General features: G+C 52.7%; 17 protein-coding genes. 14 read left to right on the forward strand and 3 right to left on the reverse strand.

Annotated elements, in window-relative coordinates; genetic code table 11:
- Window positions 1-130: 130 nt before the first annotated feature.
- From ilvD to argE, 3 genes are all read right to left on the reverse strand, one after another.
- Window positions 131-1,966, reverse strand: a complete 1,836-nt coding sequence (ilvD, locus tag KOI40_RS03905; protein ID WP_216096159.1) for a dihydroxy-acid dehydratase — start codon at window positions 1,964-1,966, stop codon at window positions 131-133.
- A 257-nt stretch (window positions 1,967-2,223) separates the two neighbouring features.
- Entirely contained in the window at window positions 2,224-3,579 is a 1,356-nt protein-coding gene (gene argA / locus KOI40_RS03910; RefSeq protein ID WP_216096643.1) for an amino-acid N-acetyltransferase, read from the reverse strand.
- Window positions 3,580-3,706: 127 nt separating this feature from the next.
- A complete protein-coding gene (gene argE, locus KOI40_RS03915; protein ID WP_216096160.1) occupies window positions 3,707-4,855 on the reverse strand; it encodes an acetylornithine deacetylase in 1,149 nt (382 codons plus the stop codon).
- Between the two features lie 257 nt (window positions 4,856-5,112).
- Here argE and KOI40_RS03920 point away from each other — a divergent pair, with 257 nt between their 5' ends.
- The 14 genes from KOI40_RS03920 (at window position 5,113) to KOI40_RS03985 (ending at window position 17,783) form a co-directional block, all read left to right on the forward strand.
- Window positions 5,113-6,282 (forward strand): porin family protein, encoded by a 1,170-nt coding sequence (locus KOI40_RS03920; protein ID WP_216096161.1) that lies wholly within the window; start codon window positions 5,113-5,115, stop codon window positions 6,280-6,282.
- Between the two features lie 28 nt (window positions 6,283-6,310).
- Window positions 6,311-7,600 carry an urea ABC transporter substrate-binding protein gene (gene urtA, locus KOI40_RS03925; protein ID WP_439653226.1) on the forward strand — a complete coding sequence of 430 codons (1,290 nt, stop codon included), beginning with the start codon at window positions 6,311-6,313 and terminating at the stop codon, window positions 7,598-7,600.
- A gap of 117 nt (window positions 7,601-7,717) precedes the next feature.
- A complete protein-coding gene (urtB, locus tag KOI40_RS03930; protein WP_369413142.1) occupies window positions 7,718-9,400 on the forward strand; it encodes an urea ABC transporter permease subunit UrtB in 1,683 nt (560 codons plus the stop codon).
- Complete coding sequence (urtC, locus tag KOI40_RS03935; RefSeq protein WP_216096163.1) at window positions 9,397-10,602, forward strand: urea ABC transporter permease subunit UrtC; 1,206 nt, start codon at window positions 9,397-9,399, stop codon at window positions 10,600-10,602. Before urtB ends, urtC begins: the two co-directional genes overlap by 4 nt.
- A 92-nt stretch (window positions 10,603-10,694) precedes the next feature.
- Window positions 10,695-11,456: an urea ABC transporter ATP-binding protein UrtD gene (gene urtD, locus KOI40_RS03940; RefSeq protein ID WP_233710040.1), complete on the forward strand. Its 762-nt coding sequence runs from the start codon at window positions 10,695-10,697 to the stop codon at window positions 11,454-11,456.
- Window positions 11,453-12,148 carry an urea ABC transporter ATP-binding subunit UrtE gene (gene urtE / locus KOI40_RS03945; protein WP_216096165.1) on the forward strand — a complete coding sequence of 232 codons (696 nt, stop codon included), beginning with the start codon at window positions 11,453-11,455 and terminating at the stop codon, window positions 12,146-12,148. The genes urtD and urtE overlap by 4 nt, the downstream gene beginning before the upstream one ends.
- A gap of 2 nt (window positions 12,149-12,150) precedes the next feature.
- Window positions 12,151-13,104: an urease accessory protein UreD gene (locus KOI40_RS03950; RefSeq protein ID WP_216096166.1), complete on the forward strand. Its 954-nt coding sequence runs from the start codon at window positions 12,151-12,153 to the stop codon at window positions 13,102-13,104.
- A gap of 50 nt (window positions 13,105-13,154) precedes the next feature.
- On the forward strand, window positions 13,155-13,457 hold the full coding sequence (locus KOI40_RS03955) for an urease subunit gamma (protein WP_216096167.1): 303 nt from the start codon (window positions 13,155-13,157) through the stop codon (window positions 13,455-13,457).
- 66 nt (window positions 13,458-13,523) lie between these two features.
- Entirely contained in the window at window positions 13,524-13,853 is a 330-nt protein-coding gene (locus KOI40_RS03960) for an urease subunit beta (RefSeq protein ID WP_216096168.1), read from the forward strand.
- Entirely contained in the window at window positions 13,850-15,589 is a 1,740-nt protein-coding gene (gene ureC, locus KOI40_RS03965; RefSeq protein WP_216096169.1) for an urease subunit alpha, read from the forward strand. Before KOI40_RS03960 ends, ureC begins: the two co-directional genes overlap by 4 nt.
- A 49-nt stretch (window positions 15,590-15,638) precedes the next feature.
- Window positions 15,639-16,079, forward strand: a complete 441-nt coding sequence (gene ureE / locus KOI40_RS03970) for an urease accessory protein UreE (protein ID WP_216096170.1) — start codon at window positions 15,639-15,641, stop codon at window positions 16,077-16,079.
- Window positions 16,060-16,761, forward strand: a complete 702-nt coding sequence (locus KOI40_RS03975) for an urease accessory protein UreF (RefSeq protein ID WP_216096171.1) — start codon at window positions 16,060-16,062, stop codon at window positions 16,759-16,761. The genes ureE and KOI40_RS03975 overlap by 20 nt, the downstream gene beginning before the upstream one ends.
- 73 nt (window positions 16,762-16,834) lie before the next feature.
- Entirely contained in the window at window positions 16,835-17,521 is a 687-nt protein-coding gene (gene ureG / locus KOI40_RS03980) for an urease accessory protein UreG (RefSeq protein WP_216096172.1), read from the forward strand.
- A gap of 58 nt (window positions 17,522-17,579) precedes the next feature.
- The gene (locus KOI40_RS03985) at window positions 17,580-17,783 is read left to right on the forward strand and encodes a hypothetical protein (RefSeq protein ID WP_216096173.1); all 204 of its coding nucleotides are present in this window, start codon (window positions 17,580-17,582) and stop codon (window positions 17,781-17,783) included.
- The last annotated feature ends 21 nt before the right edge of the window (window positions 17,784-17,804 follow it).

Genomic DNA, 17,804 nt, shown 5'->3' on the forward strand with positions numbered 1-17,804 from the left:
AGAATAATCTGACCGGGACTGTAAACCCAGTCTAGCTGTGTTATTTATTGTTATTTGTAAGTGGCGCAAGTCGTACCCGGCTGTGAAGGATCCGGGTACGGCTTACGGTGTCTGACAGCTATTCGAAAAATTAGTCCAGCTTGCTCAGGTCGCGAACTGCTCCCTTGTCAGCACTGGTTGCCAGTAATGCATAGGCTTTCAGTGCGGCACTGACTTTACGAGGTCTGTCTTTTGCTGGTTTCCAGCCGAGTTTGTCTTGCTCTTCGCGGCGGCGATCAAGCTCTTCAACACTGACCAGGACATCGATGGTGCGGTTAGGAATGTCGATCTTGATGCGATCACCGTTACGAACCAGACCAATGGCACCACCCGCAGCGGCTTCAGGAGAAACGTGGCCAATTGACAGGCCAGAAGTACCACCAGAGAAGCGGCCGTCGGTGAGCAGGGCACAGTCTTTGCCGAGACCTTTGGATTTGATGTAGGACGTTGGATAGAGCATTTCCTGCATGCCGGGACCGCCACGTGGGCCTTCGTAACGGACGATGACCACATCACCGGCTTTGACCTTGTCTGCCAGAATATCCGCTACGGCTTCATCCTGAGACTCGGTTACATAGGCGTTGCCCTCGAACACGAGGATTGAGTCATCGACGCCCGCGGTTTTGACCACACACCCATCAAGCGCAATGTTTCCGCGCAATACCGCGAGGCCACCTTCGCGACTGAACGCATGCTCCAGAGAGCGAATACAGCCGTTGGTGCGGTCTGCGTCCAGGGTTGGCCAGCGAGTTGCCTGACTAAAGGCCGTCTGTGTGGGGATGCCAGCAGGGCCAGCTTTATAGAACTCCATAACTTCCGGAGTTGGGCTGCGCATGATGTCCCACTCGTCCAGTGCGTCTTTCATGGTGGCGCTGTGAACCGTGGGCAGATGGGAGTGAAGCAGACCCGCACGATCCAGTTCACCGAGAATGGCCATGATGCCGCCCGCGCGGTGAACATCTTCAATGTGATACTTCGGAGTATTTGGTGCGACCTTACACAGTTGAGGAATTGTCTTCGACAGACGGTCAATATCGTACATGTCGAATTCCACCTCAGCTTCCTGGGCGATGGCCAGCAAATGCAGGATGGTGTTGGTGGAGCCGCCCATGGCAATGTCCAAAGCGATGCAGTTCTCAAAAGCTTCGAAGGTACCGATAGAGCGGGGCAATACCGTGTAATCGTCCTGCTCGTAGTGGCGCTTGGCCAGGTCGACGATGGTACGGCCTGCACGCAGGAACAGTTGTTCGCGGTCAGCGTGGGTGGCGACAACGGTACCGTTACCGGGCAGGGCAAGCCCCAGGGCTTCAGCCAGACAGTTCATGGAGTTGGCAGTGAACATGCCGGAGCAGGAACCGCAGGTAGGGCAGGCGCTGCGCTCAATCTCGGCGACATCTTCATCGGAAACACTGTCGTCTGCCGCCACTACCATGGCGTCAACCAGGTCCAGCTTGTGCTCGGACAATTTGGTTTTGCCAGCCTCCATAGGGCCACCAGAAACAAAGATCACAGGAATGTTCAGGCGCATGGCGGCCATCAGCATCCCCGGAGTGATTTTGTCACAGTTGGAAATACACACCAGTGCGTCGGCACAGTGAGCATTGACCATATATTCCACTGAATCGGCGATGATGTCTCGTGAAGGCAGGCTGTACAGCATGCCATCGTGACCCATGGCAATACCGTCATCAACCGCGATGGTATTGAACTCCTTGGCGACTCCTCCCGCTTTTTCAATTTCGCCGGCAACCAGTTGACCCATATCTTTCAGGTGAACGTGTCCTGGGACGAATTGTGTAAAGGAGTTGGCAATGGCGATGATGGGCTTATGAAAGTCTTCGTCTTTCATGCCGGTTGCGCGCCACAGTGCGCGGGCGCCGGCCATATTGCGGCCAGCAGTGGATGTCTTGGAGCGATAGACGGGCATGGGTGAAACCTCTTTGCCGTTAAAACGAATTAATTACGAAATCTTATGAATCAGGCCGACGATTTTAACAGATATTGGCTCGTTTGAATGCCCGTCTGTACAGTGGATTATGTGAGCCGTTATTACCGTCAAATCGTCTTTAGGCAAGGTAAACAGAGGGAGCACGCCTCCGTGAGCACTCTGTGCTCTGGAGGCTTGGGGTTTCAGGTGCGAAACGTTATCACCTGGTCTTTAATGAGCCTTAGAGCCGTAGTGGACTAGTTTAAGGGCTTGATAAAGACCTTGGAGTTGCGCTGAAAATTGTAGAGCGACTGCTTTTCTTCGGGCAGGCGATCCAGAGCTGCACCGACGAAGCCCTGTTCCAGAAACCAGTGGGCAGTTTGTGTCGTCAAAACAAACAATTCACGAATTCCCTGTTTCCGAGCTTTGCTTTCAATGGCGTCCAGCACCATCTTGGCCCTGCCGCCTTTGCGGTATTCGCTGTGGGTTGCGACACAGGAGAGTTCCGCAGTCGTCGGATTCTCACCAAAAGGGTAGAGGGCCGCACAGGCGATAATGGTGCCGTCCTTTTCGAGAATGGTGAAGCGGTCAATTTCGCTCTCGAGCAGCTCGCGGGAACGCCTTACCAGCGCACCCTGCTGCTCAAGGGGTTCAATCAGCTCCAGCAGGCCGCCCACATCGTCGATATTGGCCTGGCGGATAAACTCATAATTGTCGCGATGCACCAGCGTGCCCGAGCCGTCGCGGGTGAACAGCTCTTGCAACAGTGCACCATCTTCCTGATAGCTGATGATTTGTGCCCGGGGTACGCCCAGTTGGCAGGCATCGTAACAGGCCTGCAGCGATTGCGAGCGGTCGTGATCCTGCTCCAGTTGGGTCAGTTGCTGGGCACATTCCGATACGCTGAGCTGGCGACACAGGTTGCCATCGTGATCGTAAAAACCGGTTTCAGAGGTGAATGCAATCAGCTTGTCGGCTTTCAGTGCGCTGGCGACCTGGGTGGCGATTTCGGCAAAGCTGAGATTGAACAGCTCACCCGTGGGTGAATAACCCAGCGGTGATATGACCACGATGGTGCCGTTGTCCAGCGCCTGGTGCAGGGCAGCACTGTCGACCCTGCGGACCTTGCCGGTGTGTTGCAGGTCGACACCGTTGATGACACCAATCGGTTTGGCCGTAACAAAATTGCCGCCCACTACGCGTATGTGCGCACCGTGCATCGGGGAGTTGGGCAATCCGGTCGACAGGGCTGCCTCGATGGCAAAGCGCACTTCACCGACAGCCTGGCTGACGCCGGTCATCTGAGACGCGTCGGTTACCCGCCATTGTTCGTGGAAATCCGAATTGGCGTGTTCCAGTCCCAGACGCGCGTCGATCTGCGGGCGCGCACCGTGTACCAGAACCAGGCGAACCCCGAGGCTGTTCAGCAGGGCAATATCGTGAATGATGTTGTGAAAGTTTTCACTCTGCATGGCCGCGCCGGGCAGCATCAGCACAAAGGTTTTATTGCGGTGTGCGTTGATGTAAGGAGAGGACTGGCGGAACCACTTGACGTAGTTTTGGGCGTAGTTCTGGACATAGTTCTGATCTGGCTTTTGGACGTCGTTAGACATGCCTGAATGAGCACCGCTTTTGCCTGAGTCCTGACTGCTGTTTTTCACGGGTGTTCCTTGTGTACCTGAATGTGACGAAGATGATGAAAGAGTATTCCATAAACCGGCCTGGATAAACAAAAGCCTTCTATAAGCAGAATCGTCGGATCAGGCCTTTCAGGGTTTCAATCGCCGGTCTGACCTGATCAACCGGAATGTACTCATTGGGCTGATGAGCCTGATCAATATGGCCGGGGCCCATAACAATCGTTTCCATCCCCAGTCCTTGAATAAAAGGCGCTTCTGTGGCGAAAGCAACACTGTTCGCGGTGTTGCCGGTGAGTTGTTCTGCGGCCTGAACCAAAGCCGAATTGGCAGGCTCTTCGTAAGCGGGTACACCTCCGAACAGGGTTTCTCTGGTGATTTTTGTGCCACTTTCCGAGGCGATCGCCTGCAGCCGCGCGTCGATTTGTTGCCGGAGTTCGTCGTTGTCCATACCGGGAATGGCGCGTAAATCAAATTGCAGCTCACAGTGGCCGCAGATCCGATTCGGGTTGTCGCCACCGTGTATGCAGCCCAGGTTGAGGGTTGGACCCGGTATGGTGAAGCCGGGATTGTGGTATTGCTGCTGTAAATGCCGACGGTAATCCATCAGGTCAGACATCACTCGATGCATGGACTCCAGCGCATTGTTGCCGAGCGACGGGTTGGAGGAATGCCCGGCGAGGCCTTCAATACTCACCTTTTCCATCATGATGCCTTTGTGCATACGAATGGGCACCAGACCGGTGGGTTCACCGATGACCGCGTAGCGTGCCTTGGGGCGTCCCATTTCTGCCAGGGCACGGGCACCACTCATGGAGCTTTCTTCATCGGCGGTGGCGAGAATGATCAGTGGCTGTTTCAGAGGCGTGCCGGCAAAGGCCTTCGCCGCCTCAATGGCGATTGGGAAAAAGCCTTTCATATCCGTTGCACCGAGGCCAAACCAGCGGTTGTCTTTATCGGTCAACTTGAAAGGATCGCTCTGCCACTGAAAATCGTCGTAGGGCACGGTGTCGGTATGTCCGGCCAGTACCAGTCCTCCGGGTCCGGTTCCGAGGGTGGCAATCAGATTGCACTTGTGACCGTTACTTCCGGGTATTTCCAGAATTTCCGTTTCAAAGCCCAGATCGTCGAGCCAGGTGGCCAGCAGCTCGATCACGCCTCGGTTGGGCATGTCCCACTTCTCGCTGTAACTGCTGACGGAAGGGTTGGCGACTAACTGTTGCAATTGAGAGAACAGCTTGGGTAACGGCATATGGGGTAAACCTGAAAGCGGTTAAAAGTTAACGGGAGAGATGGTCAATGTAACAGATTATGGCTGCTATCCGCTATGAATTGCAGTACGGCTGCGCCGATGTGGCGGGGCCTGCGAGCCGGATTACTTGCTCCAGCTACGTCATTTGACGTAGTCCCTTGAGTCGATTGCCGCATGGTGGTGATTTCGGTGCTGTGTGTAAATAGAGATTCTGAAAAAACTATTACGAATCCAATCACGGGTCACAGGGGCACACTATGAAAAAGGAACTGACTGGGCTGCTCAATCGCAGCTTGAAGATGAGGGCGGGGCTTTCTGCCGGCCTCTTGAGTATGGCGTGTATTTCACCAGCTGCGCTGGCGGGTGGAAAAATCGAAATCGATGACACCAAATGGGTGAGTGTGGGAGCAGGCCTGCGTGCTCAGTATGAGTCTGTAGAAGATGGCGCTGACAATGGTGAAGATCGCAGTAACGATTTTGCCGTGACCAACATGCGTCTTTATATGGCGGGCCAGATCCACGAGTACATCAAATTTACGTTTAACACCGAAAAGCTGGATGGCGAAGATGTTGAAGTGCTGGATGCCATAGCGCAATTTGAGCTGAGCCCGGGGTTTAATGTCTGGGCCGGCCGTATGCTCACTCCGGCGGATCGTATTGAAATGAGCGGTCCGTTTTACGCGCTCAGCTGGAATCAATACCGCCAGCCGCTGTACGCCTCTGATCAGGGGGGTGAGGCTGGTCGTATCGGACGTGACGAGGGCGTCACCGTGTGGGGCAAGCTGGGCAAGTTTCAATACGCTGTGGGGGCATTTGACGGTCTCGAAGGTGGTGCGAATGACTCGGATAATCTGCTGTTTGCCGGCCGCTTTGCCTACAACTTTCTCAACATGGAAGACAATCCCGGTTACTACACCAGCTCAACTTATTATGGCGGTCTGGGCAATATCCTGACCGCAGCGGTTTCCTTCCAGACGCAAAGTGACGGTGTCGGCGTGGTGGGTGAAGCCGGTGACTTTACCGGTTATACCTTTGATGTGCTCTCTGAAACCGTTTTTGACGGCGGCAATGTGTTGACGATTGAAGGTGAGTACAAAGACTTCGATGCGGACTACACCCTGGCAACACCGCCCATTGCTGCTGGCGATTGTTTTTGCCTGTTCGATGGAACGTCTTACTTTGCCACTGCGGCATTTTTGTTTGGCGCGGAAGTGGGGCCCGGGAAATTCCAGCCTTATGTCCGCTATGTGGAAAATGATCCCAGTGATGCAGAGACCAGCGACTCAACAGAAGTGGGTCTGAACTATGTGATTTCCGGTCACAACGCTCGCCTCAACATTAATTATGTTGATGGAGACGCAAATGCCAGTGGTTACGCTGGGCCTGACGTAAACGCACTGACCTTTGGTGTGCAAATCCAGATTTAATCTTTTCAATTTTCTCTAAGGGACAAGAATTATGAAACTGAAAAAAATTGCAGCAGGGTTGGCATTGACGGTAGGTACGTCTGCTTTCTCTTTGATGGCACTGGCCGCTGATACCATCAAGGTGGGTGTGTTGCACTCGCTATCCGGTACCATGGCCATCAGTGAAACCACGCTGAAAGATACAGTTCTGATGATGGTTGAAGAGCAGAACAAAAAAGGCGGTGTCATGGGCAAAAAACTGGAGGCCGTTGTGGTCGATCCTGCTTCCAACTGGCCACTGTTTGCCGAGAAAGCCCGCGAGCTGATTTCCAAGGATGAAGTTGATGTGATCTTCGGTTGCTGGACTTCCGTGTCCCGCAAGTCCGTTTTGCCCGTGATCGAAGAGTTGAATGGTCTTATGTTCTACCCGGTTCAGTACGAAGGGGAAGAGTCGTCCAAAAATGTTTTCTATACCGGTGCTGCGCCCAATCAACAGGCGATTCCCGCAGTAGATTATCTGATGAACGATATCGGGGTTGAACGTTGGGTTCTGGCCGGTACGGATTATGTCTATCCCCGTACCACCAACAAAATTCTCGAAGCCTACTTGAAAGCGAAAGGTGTCGCAGCGGAAGACATTATGGTGAATTACACCCCGTTTGGTCATTCCGACTGGCAGAGTATTGTCTCCGACATCAAAAAGTTTGGTAGCTCCGGCAAGGCCACAGCCGTTGTTTCCACCATCAACGGTGATGCCAATGTGCCTTTCTATAAAGAACTGGCGAATCAGGGCATTTCTTCCGAGGATATTCCGGTCGTGGCCTTCTCCGTGGGTGAAGAAGAGTTGTCCGGTATCGACACCAAACCGTTGGTGGGGCATCTGGCGGCCTGGAACTATTTTCAAAGTGTGGATGCTCCGGAAAATGAAGCCTTTATTGAGCAGTGGCATGCGTTTACCAAGGATGACAAGCGAGTTACCAATGACCCAATGGAAGCGACCTACATCGGTTTCAATATGTGGGTGAAGGCCGTCGAGAAAGCAGGCTCTACCGATGTGGATAAAGTCGAGCAGGCCATGATCGGCATGACGACTCCGAATCTGACCGGTGGCATGGCGGTAATGAACAAAAACCACCATTTGTCCAAGCCTGTATTGATTGGTGAAATTCAGGATGATGGCCAGTTTGAAGTAGTGTGGAGCACTGAAGGCTTGGTTGTCGGTGATGCCTGGTCCGATTTTCTTCCGGGTTCCAAGGACTTGATCGCCGACTGGACTGCGCCTGTCAAGTGCGGCAACTACAACACCAAAACCAAAACCTGTTCAGGTCAAAATTACTGAGTGAATTCAATCGAATTCGAATTAAATTGAAGTAAACGGTGCTGCCCGAATTATGTTTTGTTCGGGCAGTGCTGCTTAAAGATGTTTGCCAATGTTTTGTCGTCATGGGGTATTTCAGTGAAGCAGACTAGACAGTTAATTGGGTGGGTGTTTTCACTCTCCCTGCTCTTGGGGAGCTCCTGGCTTTATGCGCAGCAGAGCATTGATAAAATTGAAAGTACGGATAACTATGCAGTAGCAATTTCAGCCGATGTGGATCAATTATTCAAAGATCTCGCGGCCGCAAATCTTAGAGAAAAATCCAATATCATCACGTCACTGGATCAACAGTCCGGGCGCGAAATGTTGCCGGTCTATCAGGCCATGCTCAATGGTGAGCTTTACTACGATAAAGAATCTCTCCAGCTCTATCAGGTAAAAGATAACGATCAGGGTAAGGAGTCAGTCTACTCAGTGTTCAGTGGCGAGCTGGTTGAAGGCCAGACCGCCAAAGGACTCAAAAAAGTCAGGGTCAATAACAAACTTCGCAAACAGCTGAGAGGCAGTATTGCCCGAATCCAGTTGTTGTTTGGTGAACGGGCCGAACGTCAGGCTGCAGCGCAAACCATGCTCGACAATATCTCGCCAGAGACTCTGGCGCTGTTTCAGGATGCAGCCGAGAATGAAAGTGATCAGGAGATTCGCGACCTGTTGGCTGTCGGTATGGCGATGAATACCGTGGCGACTGCCAGTGCAACGGAGGAGCGTGTCGCAGCGATTGGTGTCTTATCCACGCGGCTGGAAACCCCGGTTCGCAATCAATTGATGAATCTGGTGGATAAAGACTCCAGTGGAGAGTTTGTCGAGCAGGATGCAGCGGTCAGGGCCGCTGCTGAAAGTGCCTTGAAAGAAATTGATGGGAAAATCCGTTTTTACGGCTTTATGGAAAAACTGTTCTTCGGCTTGAGTCTGGGGTCGGTCTTTTTGCTGGCTGCCATCGGACTTGCCATCACCTTTGGTGTGATGGGTGTGATCAATATGGCGCACGGCGAAATGATCATGTTGGGTGCCTACACCACGTATGTGGTGCAGCTGTTAATGCCCAATCATCTGGAGTGGACGATTCTGGTGGCCATCCCGGCCGCGTTTTTGGTGTCAGGCAGTGTGGGTGTCATTATTGAACGCACGGTGATTCGCTTTCTTCATGGCCGGCCATTGGAAACCCTGCTGGCGACCTTTGGTATCAGCCTGATTTTGCAGCAACTGGTGCGCACCATCTTTTCACCGCTAAACCGTCAGGTATCAACGCCGGACTGGTTGAGTGGTTCTATTGAATTGAACCCGGTGTTTTCTCTTACTTACAACCGCCTGTCGATCCTGATCTTTTCGCTGGTGGTATTTGCCATCCTGATGCTGGTGATGAAAAAAACCTCCCTGGGACTGAACGTTCGCGCGGTGTCTCAAAACCGCAACATGGCCAAGGCCATGGGGATCAAAACCGAGCGGGTAGATTCCATGACGTTTGGTCTGGGTTCGGGCATTGCCGGTGTTGCCGGCGTGGCCTTGAGTCAGCTGACCAATGTGGGACCCAATCTGGGGCAGTCTTACATTATTGACTCCTTCATGGTGGTGGTGTTTGGCGGTGTGGGCAATTTGCTGGGCACTCTGGTGGGCAGCTTCTCGCTGGGCGTTGCCAATAAATTTCTCGAACCGGTCACCGGTGCAGTATTGGCCAATATTATTATTCTGGTGTTTATTATTTTGTTTATTCAGAAACGACCCAAAGGTCTCTTTCCGCAAAAAGGGAGGGCCGCCGAATGATTTCATTAAAAGGACTTTTTGGAGAAAAGAGTGCGCCGACGGCGGGCAGTTTAACCTCGGGCTTTACGTCCAGAACCACTGCAATTGTGGTGGTGGTATTGTTTGCCACCACCATTTTGGCGTCGGCGGCAAACCTGTGGTTATCTCCTGATTCACCGCTGTATGTCAGTACCTATACCATTACGCTGCTGGGCAAGTATCTGTGTTATGCATTGCTGGCTTTGGCCGTGGATATTGTCTGGGGCTATTGCGGTGTACTCAGTTTGGGGCACGCGGCCTTCTTTGCCCTCGGCGGTTATGGCATGGGGATGTACCTCATGCGCCAGATCGGTGATCGCGGAGTGTACGGCAATCCGGAACTGCCTGATTTTATGGTGTTTCTCAACTGGGAATCTCTGCCCTGGTACTGGCTGGGTATGGATCAGTTCTGGTTTGCCATGCTGATTGCTTTGGCGGTGCCGGGGTTACTGGCGTTTGTCTTTGGCTGGCTGGCGTTTCGTTCCAGGGTCACCGGTGTATATCTGTCAATCATGACACAAGCCCTGACCTACGCGTTGATGCTGGCCTTCTTTCGCAACGAAATGGGGTTTGGCGGTAACAATGGTCTGACTGACTTCAAAGACATTTTGGGATTCAGTTTACAGTCGGACAACGTGAGGGTTGCGCTGTTCGCCATTACTGCGTTGATGTTAATGCTGGCCTATGTGCTCAGTCATTTCATCATGTGTTCCCGTTTTGGTCGGGTGATTGTCTCCATTCGCGATGGTGAGGCCCGTGCCCGGTTTATGGGGTATCGAACCGAGCGTTTCAAAGTCTGGTTGTTTGTTTATTCGGCGCTGTTGGCAGCAGTGGCCGGTGCTCTCTATGTGCCCCAGGTGGGCATCATCAATCCCGGTGAGTTCTCACCCATCAATTCCATTGAAGTCGTGGTTTGGGTGGCGCTGGGCGGACGAGGCACTCTCTATGGTGCAATCATTGGCGCGATTCTGGTGAACTACGCCAAAACCCGATTCACGGCCATTATGCCCGATGGCTGGTTGTTTGCTCTGGGTGCTCTGTTTGTTCTGGTCACGGTGTTTTTACCCAAAGGCATCGCCGGTTTTATCGAGCAGCGAGTGGAGGCCATGCGCGGTGACAGTGGCAGTGGGGGAGACGGTGGCTCAAGCCATAAACAACAGAATGCAGAAGGAGCGTCAGCATGACGGTATTGGACGCAACCCGGGAAATGTTCCGGCGGGATCAGGTGTGGCCATTTCTGGTGGATGAGTCCTCGGCGGTGGATGTTTCCCATAACATGATTTTGTATGTCGAGGGATTGAGTGTCAGCTTTGATGGTTTTAAAGCGCTCAATGATTTGAATCTCTATGTAAAAGACGGTGAATTGCGTTGTCTGATTGGTGCCAACGGGGCCGGTAAAACCACCTTGATGGATGTGATTACCGGCAAGACTCAATGCGATCAGGGCAGTGTCTACTTCGGACAAACCATTAACCTGTTGCAGCGTTCGGAGCCGGAAATTGCCCAGTTGGGGATCGGGCGCAAGTTTCAAAAGCCCACGGTGTTTGAGGCCCATACGGTGTTCGACAATCTGGAATTGTCATTGAAAGCCGATAAAGGCATCTGGTACACCCTGAGAGCTTCACTGAGCTCGGAAGATATCGACCGGATCGACGATGTGCTGGAACTGATTGGCCTGAAAGAGCAGCGCTTTATGCAGGCTGGCGCTTTATCTCACGGTCAGAAACAGTGGCTGGAAATCGGCATGTTGTTGGCTTCGGATCCCAGACTATTATTGATTGACGAACCTGTAGCAGGAATGACCGCCCAGGAGACGGAGCGTACCGCCGAGTTGCTGACCTCTCTGGCCGGTGACCGTACCGTAATTGTGGTTGAGCACGACATGGAGTTTGTCCGCAGTATTGCCCGAACCGTGACGGTGTTGCATCAGGGAACGGTATTGGCAGAGGGAACCATGGACGAAGTGCAGAATAATCGCGATGTGATTGAAGTGTACCTGGGTGAAGAGGCGGGTGAAGAGGCGGGGGAAACTGCATGATCTCAATCAATAAAGTGAGTCAGCATTACGGCGGCACACAAATTCTGTGGGATCTGGATCTGGACATCGAAAAGGGTTCCTGTACCTGCATCATGGGACGCAATGGTGTGGGCAAAACCACATTACTGAATGCTCTGATGGGCTTGCTGCCTGTCACCAGTGGCAGTATTGAATTTGAAGGCAAACCCATTCACGGGCGTCCGGCCGATTCTCGCGCGCACATGGGCATTGGCTATGTGCCTCAGGGCCGACATATTTTTCCGTTGATGACGGTAGAGGAGAATCTGCGTACAGGCCTGCCGTGCCGAAAAGAAAAAACCAAAGACATTCCCGACAAGATTTATGAACTGTTTCCGGTTCTCAAGGATATGAAAAACCGGCTGGGAGGCGATTTGTCCGGTGGTCAGCAGCAGCAACTGGCTATTGGTCGTGCGCTGGTGATTGATCCCAAAGTCTTGATCCTGGATGAACCCAATGAAGGTATCCAACCCAATATTGTTAAACAGATTGGTGATGTTATTTTGAAATTGAATCAGGAAGACGGCTTGACTGTTATTCTGGTAGAACAGAAACTGGGCTTTGCCCGTCGTGTTGGAGAAGAGTTCCGGCTGATGGAAAAAGGACGCGTTGTCGCCAGTGACAAGATGGCAAATCTCAACGACGATTTGATTAAACAACATTTGGCCGTGTAAATGTGAATACCGCGTTAACCGCTGTTTTAAAGAACGAACTGAGCACCAACTCATCAGACCCGTCGGCGCCATCCCGTTGGCATGCGCGACTGAGCCTCGGGCTGAAATTGGGTGTGCGAGGTACTCGTCTTGTTCACAATGAGCACGACGGTCCCTTGTATGTGCAAAAGCCGTTTTATCCGGAAGGGGCAGAATTGCCCCATCTTTATATCCTGCATCCGCCCGGAGGTCTGGTCTCCGGTGATCGATTGCAACTGGATGTCGAGGTTGAAGAAAAGGCACAGGTTCTGTTGACCACTCCCGGTGCAGGGCGTGTCTATCGCGCTCGTGCCGACCGCACATTGCAGCATCAAATCAACTCCTTTCAGGTAAAAGAGGAAGCCACTTTGGAGTGGTTGCCGTTGGAAACCATTATTTTTCCCAATGCCCGCACCCGACTGGAAACCAAAGTGGAACTTGATGCGGGCGCTCGCTTTGTGGGTTGGGAAGTGACGTCACTGGGATTGCCCGCCTGCGATCTGGATGCGGCAGATGCAGAAGTTTCACAGCGCTTTACCGTCACCCTTCAGGGCAAACCGGTGTTTGTGGAACAGTTTCATTTGAATGCCAGGACCAGACGGTTGTATCAGGCAATGGTTGGAATGCAGTCGAAGCCGATCAATGGCGTTTTCGTGGCCGGCCCTTTCAAAAGTGATTCCCCTTTCTCGGCAAAAACAAAGGCCAGTCAGCAGAGGGCGCAGTGGATTGCCGATGAAAATCACCGGCAGTCGGAACATATTCTGAAACAGAATGGTCAGGTACTGGCAGCATTAAGTCAGGTAGGGGACTTTGTCGTCGGCCGGTATCTGGGCGATTGTTCTGAGCAGGCCAGACAGTTATTTGAACGATGGTGGGCAGCCTTACGACCCGAGCTGCTGGGACGTAAAGCGTGTCCGCCCCGTATTTGGTTAACCTAAAATCAACAGATCAAGATGGCCCGGTTGGGCGCAGGTTCAAGGTATTTATTATGGAATTATTGCCTAGAGAAAAAGACAAACTGCTGCTGTTTACGGCAGCACTGCTGGCAGAAAGACGATTAGCCAAGGGATTGAAGCTGAATTATCCTGAGGCGATGGCGTTAATCAGTATGGAAATCATGGAAGGTGCCCGTGAAGGTAAAACGGTAGCCCAGTTAATGAGCGACGGTAAAAAAATTCTGACCTGTGATCAGGTGATGGATGGTGTTGCAGAAATGATCAGCGAAGTGCAGGTTGAGGCTACCTTTCCCGATGGTACCAAACTGGTAACGGTTCATGATCCCATTAATTGATCGATACGAAAGAACTGATGGGTACCAAAGAACTGAGTGGTATCGAACGAGACAGGAGTTGATGTTATGAAGCCCGGAGAAATCAAAACAGCGGCCGGTGATATTGTCCTGAACCCGGGACGTGAGCTTCGCACCTTGCGCGTGGAAAATACAGGCGACCGTCCAGTACAGATCGGCTCTCATTATCATTTTGCGGAAGTCAATCCGGCATTGTCGTTCGATCGTCAAAGCGCCATGGGGTTTCATTTGAATATTGCTTCAGGCACGGCGGTTCGATTTGAGCCGGGTCAGGGGCGAGAAGTGGAGTTGGTGGCTTTTGCGGGTGAACGTAAAATTTACGGATTCCGCGGCGAAGTCATGGGTGATTTGCCGCAGAGTGGAGGAAGTCAATCATGACCACCATGGACAGACACAGCTATGCCCACATGTTCGGCCCCACGGTGGGTGATCGGGTGCGTTTGGGCGATACCGAGTTATGGATTGAAGTTGAAAAGGATTTCACCCACTACGGGGACGAAGTGAAATTTGGTGGCGGCAAAGTGATTCGCGACGGCATGGGCCAGTCCCAGCGCTCCTGCTCGGAGACTGTGGATCTGGTGATTACCAATGCGCTGATTCTGGATCACTGGGGCATTGTCAAAGCCGACGTCGGTATCAACGAAGGGCGCATCGTGGCGATTGGTAAAGCCGGTAACCCCGACGTGCAGGACGGTGTTGATATTATTATCGGTCCGGGTACCGAAGTGATTGCCGGTGAAGGATCGATTCTGACCGCTGGCGGTATCGACGCGCACATTCATTTTATTTGTCCGCAACAGATAGACGAAGCGTTGATGTCCGGTATAACCACCATGATTGGCGGCGGCACTGGCCCTGCCACGGGTACCAATGCCACGACCTGTACACCGGGGCCGTGGAATATCGGCAAGATGTTACAGGCAACGGATTCTCTGCCAATGAACTTTGGTTTTCTCGGCAAGGGCAACGCCAGTTTGCCCGAAGCCCTGGAAGAGCAGTTGTTGGCGGGAGCCTGTGGCCTGAAGCTTCACGAAGACTGGGGCACCACACCGGCATCCATCGATTGTTGTTTAACCATGGCTGACAAATACGATGTGCAGGTGGCGATTCATACTGATACCCTGAATGAATCCGGTTTTGTGGATGACACCATCGGTGCCTTTAAAGACCGGGTGATTCACACCTACCATACCGAGGGTGCAGGCGGCGGGCACGCACCGGATATTATCAAGGCTTGTGCCTATCCCAATGTGTTGCCTTCATCGACCAATCCGACTCGTCCCTACACGGTGAATACCATTGATGAGCACCTGGATATGCTGATGGTCTGCCATCACCTGGATGCCAGTATTCCTGAAGACGTCGCCTTTGCGGATTCCCGCATTCGTAAAGAAACCATTGCGGCAGAAGACATTCTCCACGATCTGGGCGCTTTCAGCATGATCTCGTCGGATTCGCAGGCGATGGGACGTGTTGGCGAAGTCATCACCCGGACCTGGCAAACCGCTCACAAAATGAAAGTGCAGCGCGGTCCGTTAAAAGAAGACCAAGCGGGTGAACCCAACAGTGTGGGCAACCCCAATACCGACGGTGCGGATAATTATCGCGCGCGTCGCTATGTGGCCAAGTACACCATCAATCCGGCAATCACGCATGGCATCGCCCACGAAGTGGGCTCGATTGAAGTGGGCAAGCTGGCGGATCTGGTGTTGTGGAAACCCGCTTTCTTCGGTATCAAGCCCTCGCTTATTTTAAAAGGCGGCATGATTGCTGCGGCTCCCATGGGGGATGCCAATGCCTCCATTCCCACACCGCAACCGGTTCACTACCGGCCAATGTTTGGATCCATGGGACTGGCTGTTGCCAGGACGTCATTTACCTTCGCGTCACAGGCTTCCATTGATGCCGGAGTGGCAGAGAGTCTCGGCTTGCAACGCGAGCTGTTGCCGTGTCGCAACACACGCACACTCACCAAAAGCGACATGATTCACAATGACTGGCTGCCCGATATAGTGGTCGATCCGCAAACCTATGAAGTGCGTGCCGATGGTGAGTTACTGACCTGTGAGCCGGCAAAAGAATTGCCGCTGGCACAGCGTTACACGTTATTTTAAAAACCGGCTGGATTATCGATTGTCCAGTTGATTGCAGGGAGTTATTTGTTTGGACGTATACCAACGCCTGGGGTTGGACTCGGGTTTGCAAAGTGATGAAGTGATTGTGCTGACACAAGAGCAGCGGGATAAGGGGCGTCTGAAAGCCATCTCGGACAGCGGTACAGAGGTTCGGGTCTTTCTGGAAAGAGGAAAGCCCTTGCAGGTCGGAGAGATCCTGAAAACCGAATGTGGAAAACATATCCAGGTTCAGGGTGCGGTTGAACCCGTGACCCGAGCCGAATGTGATGACTGGCATACCTTCAGTCGTGCCTGTTACCACCTGGGTAATCGCCATGTGAAACTGCAGGTGGGCGATCGCTGGTTACAGATGACGCCGGATCATGTGCTGGAAGATATGTTGAAAATGTTGGGGCTGACGGTATCCCATGTGGATGCGGTGTTTGTGCCAGAATCGGGAGCCTACAGTCATGGCCATCACCACCACTGATACCGGGCTGCTGCGTCTGCTGCAGCTCAGCAGTGTCAGCCTGCCGGTGGGTGGCTATGCCTTTTCCCAGGGACTGGAATACGCCATCGAGGCCGGCTGGGTTGACTCTATCAGCAGCGCTGAGGCCTGGCTGGAACTGCAAATGCACGACGCATTGGCACGTGTTGACTTGCCGATACTGTTGCGAAGTTATCAGGCGTGCAGTTCGCAGCAGGGCAACAGGTCAGAACAGGTTTACTACTGGAATCAAATGGCACTGGCCTGTCGCGAAACCCGTGAGTTACGACTCACTGATACGGCCATGGGCGAAGCGCTAATGCGCCTGTTGCCCAGTTTGGGGGTCAGCATCCCGCTGTCTGAACACTCTAAAGATACACCGGAAGATGTGAGCTTTGTCACCGCTTTTGCCTGCGTAGCCCATCAGTGGCAGGTAGAACAGGATGCTGCCCTGTTGGGTTATGCCTGGTCCTGGCTGGAAAATCAGGTGGCTGCGGCGACCAAGTTGATTCCACTGGGGCAAACTCAGGCGCAGCAATTGTTGGGGGCCTTGCAGCAATACGTTCCCGAGACGATCGAAACGGCAAAGGCGCTGGCCGATGATGAACTGGGGGCAAGTCTTCCCGCGCTGGCCATCTCCAGTATGTTGCACGAAACACAATACACGCGATTGTTCCGTTCCTGACGGGACCATCCATTAAAAACGAAACAATCCGTTAAAAAACAGCAAGAAACACGATGCAAAAGGATAGAACCGTATGACTCAGTTGCATGATGCATCCGCTTCACAGGGTGCGCAGTCCAGACCAAAACAAACGTTGCGTGTGGGTGTGGGTGGGCCGGTAGGTTCCGGTAAGACCGCGTTGCTGCGTACCCTGTGTTCGGCCATGCGCGATTATTACAATATCGCTGTCGTCACCAATGATATTTACACGCAGGAAGACTCACAGTTTCTGACCCGCCATGAAGTGCTCAGTGAAGATCGTATTATCGGTGTGGAAACCGGTGGTTGTCCGCATACCGCCATTCGCGAAGATGCCTCGATGAATCTGGCGGCCATTGATGAGCTGCTTCGACGTCACGGTGAGCTGGACGTGGTCTTTGTGGAAAGTGGTGGTGATAATCTCAGCGCGACCTTCAGTCCGGAATTGTCTGACCTGACGATTTATGTGATTGACGTATCCGCCGGCGATAAAATTCCCCGTAAAGGTGGGCCCGGTATCACCAAATCGGATTTGCTGATCATCAATAAAACCGATCTGGCTCCATTGGTGGGAGCGTCTCTGGACGTCATGGATGAGGACAGCAAAAGAATGCGTGGCAGCCGACCTTTTGTTTTTTCGAATCTGAAGGCGGGGCAGGGTATTGACGATATTATTCGCTTTATTGTCAGTGAAGGCATGCTGCCCGAGCGCGAGATCCCGCCAGCCAAGGCCGTCGTTTAGTTTTTAAAAATGTATAGCAAAAAAGTTTATAGCAACGTCAAGAATCAGGAGTGACACAATGACGACATCAGCCGTACTGAAATCTGCAGGCTTATTCATTTTGAGTTTTTTATCTCCCTGGGTACTGGCTCACCCAGGGCACGGAGGAGATGCAGGTGCTGTGCACGATATGGAACATACCCTTTGGGTGTTGCTGGGGGTTTCTGCCGTGGTGATTGCCGCGTTGCTAGTAGCCCACAAAAAGTGGGGCTTGTGGAAATAATCCGCCCGAACCCGCTGTCGA

Source organism: Pseudomaricurvus albidus, from assembly GCF_018863235.1.
In the GTDB taxonomy this organism is placed as follows: domain Bacteria; phylum Pseudomonadota; class Gammaproteobacteria; order Pseudomonadales; family Cellvibrionaceae; genus Pseudomaricurvus; species Pseudomaricurvus albidus.